General features: G+C 33.8%; 4 protein-coding genes. All 4 read left to right on the top strand.

All coding sequences use genetic code 11. The features are described 5' to 3' along the window. Window positions 1-454 precede the first annotated feature (454 nt). Entirely contained in the window at window positions 455-1,117 is a 663-nt protein-coding gene (locus DDZ16_RS20395) for a hypothetical protein (RefSeq protein WP_109266336.1), read from the top strand. Between the two features lie 180 nt (window positions 1,118-1,297). Beyond that, on the top strand, window positions 1,298-1,444 hold the full coding sequence (locus DDZ16_RS20815) for a hypothetical protein (RefSeq protein ID WP_158275725.1): 147 nt from the start codon (window positions 1,298-1,300) through the stop codon (window positions 1,442-1,444). 46 nt (window positions 1,445-1,490) lie between these two features. Next, complete coding sequence (locus DDZ16_RS20400) at window positions 1,491-3,278, top strand: site-specific DNA-methyltransferase (protein ID WP_109266337.1); 1,788 nt, start codon at window positions 1,491-1,493, stop codon at window positions 3,276-3,278. 2 nt (window positions 3,279-3,280) lie between these two features. Beyond that, window positions 3,281-5,929, top strand: a complete 2,649-nt coding sequence (locus DDZ16_RS20405; protein WP_109266338.1) for a DEAD/DEAH box helicase — start codon at window positions 3,281-3,283, stop codon at window positions 5,927-5,929. The last annotated feature ends 287 nt before the right edge of the window (window positions 5,930-6,216 follow it).

The raw sequence follows: 6,216 nt of genomic DNA on the forward strand, positions 1-6,216 counted from the left end.
AAGGGACTTACACCCTCTGGATAAAATCACCCCGCACTTTATGGTTCCTTGAAAAAGATTTGTATTTTTAATCTTTTTCAAGAACTTCCAGTGTGGGTGCGCTGCTGCTCATGCAGGGCACACACATGCAATATACAAAATTGGGGTTTCATAGGTTATTCAAGGGATGTTGCTCGCAGCAAGCGCCGTGTAGCTTGATAGTGAATCGCTCCGTAATCCCCAACTTTGCATATTGCCGCCGTTGTGTGGCATATAAAGACAAATAACGGGGATTAGACCTGCTCATTAAAAGGTTTTTACAATTTGTTGTTTATCTTTTTTTTGAATGGAAAAAATGACTTAGATTTTAAAATATTGAAGAACAGAAACAAATTAACTTGATTGTGAATATAGCAAACCATTTTCATATGTAAATTAAACCATTTTAACAATTTAAATCTCCAAAAGAAATAGCATGAATAAATACATTAAAATATTAAAATTGACAGTATTTACAATTGGAATGTACTTATTGTTGAGTATTTACTTTGATTATTCTAACTTATCAATTGCAGCTCTAATCGTGCTGGGATTATTGGGTGGTGTATTATCAAGATTGTTTACTGGTTATGTAGTCCCAAGTCGATTTATTTTTCGTTCCAGGTTTATTATCTATGGAATTGGTTTTGGACTATTTATTGGGTTGCTATTATCTTTAACAAATTCAGTTAAAGACCAATCATTTGCAATTCAGGATTTGGTGAGATCAATTCTAATATCAATACCGATTGGGACCATGGTAATTGGAACCCAATCCTATTTGAGATTTAAAAGACTTGAGAAGAAAACAGGTTGTGATATTGATAATAAAAATTCAATAAGTGATTTTGCAATTTACAGGGATTCGGAAAATAACTCGCTCAGAGGGCGATTATTGCTATCTAACAATAAATTATCATTTTGCTCAATGTCAAAAGGAGAGCGTGTGTTTGAAATGGAAACAACAAATATAAATCCAAGAATCAAGAAGACGAAGTTTGCGGGTATCCCAAATGGATTTGAAATATCTAATACGAATATAGAAGTGAATATAGCCTTTCCATATTATTGGATAAAATTGATTGAAACTGAAAAATAAAACGACCACACAACAAAGCTATATACCCCAGCCGTGGCAGTCACAGCATATTGAAGGTTTTGTTTTAACCTCTCCCATGCGTTCAAGCTGATAAAGTCTCAGCTGGTCTGAAAGCCACGGGCCAGGTGCATATAGCCGGGACGTTACCGCCAAGTGTAAAGACCGAAACGAACAGACAATTTGCTACTAAAAGACAAAGAAGAAGAAGAAGAAGAAAAACAAAATAATGAACAGCCCGCGCACAAAACAGCACATTTGCAAGCTCCTGCACACAAGCCGATGCTTCAGCTTGCAAAAGAGCTGTTTTTTTGCCGACGCACCCTCTGATAATTGTATCTTTGGGTTTTTTAATTTACAGACGGATTATTAAGATATGCCAACATTAAACTGGATAGGAAAAGATAAAGTTGTAAGTCATCATCAAGATGTTCCATACAGAGTATTTGAACACAAATACGGATTTACAGCTGAAAATGAAGAGCAAGAGCAACCGACAAAATGCGGAAATAAAATCATACATGGAGATAATCTTGAAGGTCTTAAAAGTCTTCTACCTGAATATGAAAATCAAATAAAATTCATCTATATTGACCCACCCTATAACACTGGAAAAGAAGACTGGGTTTATAATGACAGCGTTAATCATCCTAAAATTTTAAAATGGCTTGGAGATGTTGTTGGTAAAGAGGGCGAAGATTTAACCAGGCATGACAAATGGTTGTGTATGATGTACCCACGCATACAACTACTTTATAAGTTGTTAAAAGAGGATGGGATTATTGCAGTTCATATTGATGAAAATGAATATCATACTCTTGTAATATTATTTGAGGAAATTTTTGGAAAGAAAAATAATTTAGGAAGTATTATTTGGGACAAAAAGAATCCTAAAGGTTTAGCAAACAAAATATCATATCAACATGAAAGCATAATTGTTTTTAGTAAAAACTCTGATATTGTTAAAGACAAATTAAGACGTAAAAAAAAGAATGCAAAAAAAATATTAGAATTCTCTAAGAGAGTTTATGCTAAAATTGGTAAAGAATCGTATCCTGAAGATATTCTACAGATTTGTAAAAAATACAAGTTAAACAAATCAATGTTTGATAAATATAAATTTATCTATGACTTGCAAACTGTAAATACAGAGTTTGCACTATGGCTAAAAGGTCAAAATTTTAGTGGTGGTGAAAAAGCATACAAGTTTATAGATGAAAATGGCGATGTTTTTCAAACCGTTTCAATGGCAGCTCCAGATAAACCCGAAACACGTTCGCATAGACCCTTAATACATCCGATAACAAAGAAAGAATGCCCTGTTCCTGCTAAAGGATGGAGATTTCCTGATTCAAGTATGGATGAATTACTTAATTCAAATAGAATAGTTTTCGGAAATGACGAAAGCACACAGCCAAGACGTAAGTATTTTTTAAAGGAAAATATGTTTGAAAGTATTAGTTCTTACATTGGGTTTGGTGGTAACGATGATGAATTTCAAAGAAAAATTGGGATTAATTTAGAAAATCCCAAACCATATTTATTTGCAACAGATATAGTTGATTGGTTCACTGAAAAAGATTCTATTGTTTTAGACTCCTTTGCTGGTTCTGGTACAACGGCACATGCAGTTTTAAAGTTGAATAAAGAAGACGAAGGAAACAGAAAATTTATCTTAATACAGTGCGATGAATATGATAAAAAAGGAGAAGTTGTAAATATTTGTGAGAAGGTTACTGCAACACGTGTTAAAAGAGTAATATCTGGTTATGGTAATGGTAAAAACCAAGTTGAGAGTTTGGGAGGAAGTTTTGATTATTTAGAAATTGGCGACCCGATTTTCAAAGACGACAAAAACCTAAATGAAGATGTTGGTGAAGCAAAAATAAGGGAGTACATTTATTACACTGAGACTAAACAACATCTTGAAAGAGTGCAATCACCCGAGCATAAATATTTACTCGATACTTACAATGAAACGGGATATTATTTCTATTACGAAAAAGACCGATTAACTACATTGAGTTTGGACACCTTAAATATTGTAACTGAAAAAGCAGAGCAGTATTTAATTTATGCCGACACTTGCCACCTCGACAAAGAGTATATGTTGGCGAAAAACATAATCTTTAAGAAAATACCAAGAGACATAAAGAGATTCTAATTATGGAACTTAAACAATATCAACAGGAAGTAATTAACGATTTATCTGCGTTTATCGATGAACTCGAAAAAACCGAGCAACTCAATATTGCATTTTCACGATTTTGGGAAAGTAAAGGTATTTCCCTTCAAACTTTAGATGACAATTTTCTCAAACCTTACGATAACGCTATCAAGGGTGTACCAAGGGTAACAGTAAAAGTTCCAACTGCAGGTGGTAAAACTTTTATTGCCTGTAATGCATTAAAACCGATATTTGAAAGTTTTCCGCCAGATAAACCCAAAGTGGCTGTTTGGTTTGTCCCTTCAGACACTATCTTAAAACAGACGTATAAAAACCTAAATGACCCAACTCACCCGTATAGACAAAAAATTGATAGTCATTTTGGAAGTGCAGTAAAAGTTTATGATAAAGAATCATTGCTATTTGGACATGGTTTTAATCCTGTAGAAGTAAAAGAGCAATTAAGTATTCTTGTTTTAAGTGTTCAATCTTTTGCAGCTAATAATAAAGATGGTCGCCGTGTTTATCGTGAAAATGAGAATTTAACAGAATTTTCAAAGACTTATAAGTTCCCTGATAAAATGATTGAGGGAGCAGATGAAACCGCTTTAATACAGGTTTTGGCACAATTAAACCCTGTTGTAATTATTGACGAAAGCCACAACTTTGAGGCTGATTTGAGAATTGATATGCTTAACAGTATCAATCCAAGTTTTATTTTCGATTTAACTGCCACACCTCGTAATAAAAGTAACATCATAAGTTTTGTTGATGCTATCAGGTTAAAAAAGAACAATATGGTAAAATTACCAGTAATTGTTTATAACCACCAAGACTCAAACGAAGTAATAACAAGTGCAATTCAGCTTCAAAAGACGTTAGAGGATAAAGCAAAAACCGAAGAAGAAAATGGAGGGAAATATATTCGTCCTATCGTTCTATTTCAGGCTCAACCAAAAACAGACAATGACAATGTTACTTTTGAAAAAATAAAAGAGCAACTCATAGAGATTGGTATTCCCGAAAACCAAATCAAAATAAAAACAGCCGTTAAAGACGAAATAAAAAACGAAGATTTAATGAGCCGTGATTGTGAAGTCCGTTTTATAATCACAGTTAACGCATTAAAAGAAGGATGGGATTGTCCATTTGCTTATGTTTTGGCATCATTGGCTAATAAATCTTCAGCGGTTGATGTGGAACAAATATTAGGTCGTGTTCTTCGCCTACCTTATGTATCAAAACACAAACAAGAGCTTTTAAATTATTCTTATGTCTTTACATCATCAAATAATTTTTTGGCAACTCTTGATAAAATAGTACATGCTCTAAACAAGTCTGGTTTTAGTTCAAAAGATTACCGAGTAAAAGAAACTCAAATTCAGGTAGAACAAAATAAAGTTGAACAAGGCAGTTTTGAGAGTATGTTCTCACAGTCACAACAGGACACAGAGGAAAATTCAGAAACTCAACCTGAAAATCAAGACCCTGAAATTGATGTTGAAAGCCTAAAACAATTAGAAACATCTGAACAGAGCCACGAAAAACTTGATGAAATTATTGATTTAGCTCGTAATACGAATCAAGAGTTTGAAAAGAAAATCGAAGAAATTGAAAAAGAAGATAGTCTAATACCAGCAGAATTAATGGACAAAGTGAAAACATATCCAGTTAAGGAAGTATTTAAAGATGAAGTAAAAGAGGTAAGATTGCCAGCATTTTTTAAGAAAGTTAACCAAAATTCATTTTTTGAAACCGAAGGTACTTATTTGCCTTTATCTAAAAACTTGTTGCTTGATGGATTCGATTTAAGCAAGGAAGACCACAATATTGATTTTACAAGAACATCCTCTGAAATGGCAAGCATTGATTTGGTTGAAGGTAGGAAAGATGAATATGTTCCCGAATATAGGAAAGTGACAAATGAAGTAAAAGAAGCTTTTGTACAATATATTTCTTCATTGTCACCAGAAGGAAAAATCAATCAATTAGCTGGACGGCTTGCACAACAAGTAAAACGGAATGATGAAATTCCCGAGCCCCAAATAATTCAATACATAAAAAACTCAATTAAAGATTTAAACAGTGAGAAAATTGCTGAAATCGCACACGATGAGTATTATTTCTCAACTTTGATAAAATCCAAAATCAATTCACTCACCGACAAATACGCTGAAAAGCAATTTGTTACTCTGTTAGATAAAGGAACAGTAGTCTGTCAGGATTCTTTCGAATTTCCCCAAAAGATTAGTCCTAAAAACACCTTACAAGGAATAACTAAAAACCTTTATGTTGAAGAAGGAGAAATGAATGATTTTGAGCGCAAAGTGATAAATGAAGTAGCAAATCTTGACAGTGTAGTATTTTGGCATCGAAATTTAGAAAGAGGGAAAGGATTTCAACTAAATGGATTTATTAATCATTACCCTGATTTTATAGTAAAAATGAAAAATGGGAAAATAATATTAATTGAAACAAAAGGAGACCATTTAGATAATTCTGATAGTTTAAAGAAACTGCGACTTGGTGAAAAATGGGCAAGTAAAGCAGGTGACAATTATAGATATTTTATGGCATTCAACAATGCAAGACTTGACGGAGCAAAATCAGTTGGAGAATTAATTGAAATATTAAAAGATATGAAATGACAAGCCCACGCTTCGTAGTCAAGCACATTGGCTGGTCGCTCAAAAAGCCATCCGCACGACCAAAACCAGCCAAAGAGCTTGCCTACCCCAACGCACAATAGACATGAAAGTAGTAGCAAATTGAAAGAAAAATGACTTAAATGAATGAACACCAGGCGGTAATCGAGTAGACTGCCGCTAGGCCATTAGCCTAGCGGAGAGCCTCTCACACCACCGTACGTACGGGTCTCGTATACGGCGGTTCCTTAAACCATGGGAAACAGTTGATTCATTTCCGTATTTTTGGA

The sequence above is a fragment of the Marinilabilia rubra genome, from assembly GCF_003121985.1.
GTDB classification, from domain to species: domain Bacteria; phylum Bacteroidota; class Bacteroidia; order Bacteroidales; family Marinilabiliaceae; genus Marinilabilia; species Marinilabilia rubra.

Coding starts and splice junctions, on each gene's coding strand:
- DDZ16_RS20395 (WP_109266336.1), top strand. CDS start 455: ATGAATAAATACATTAAAATATTAAAATTGACAGTATTTACAATTGGA.
- DDZ16_RS20400 (WP_109266337.1), top strand. CDS start 1,491: ATGCCAACATTAAACTGGATAGGAAAAGATAAAGTTGTAAGTCATCAT.
- DDZ16_RS20405 (WP_109266338.1), top strand. CDS start 3,281: ATGGAACTTAAACAATATCAACAGGAAGTAATTAACGATTTATCTGCG.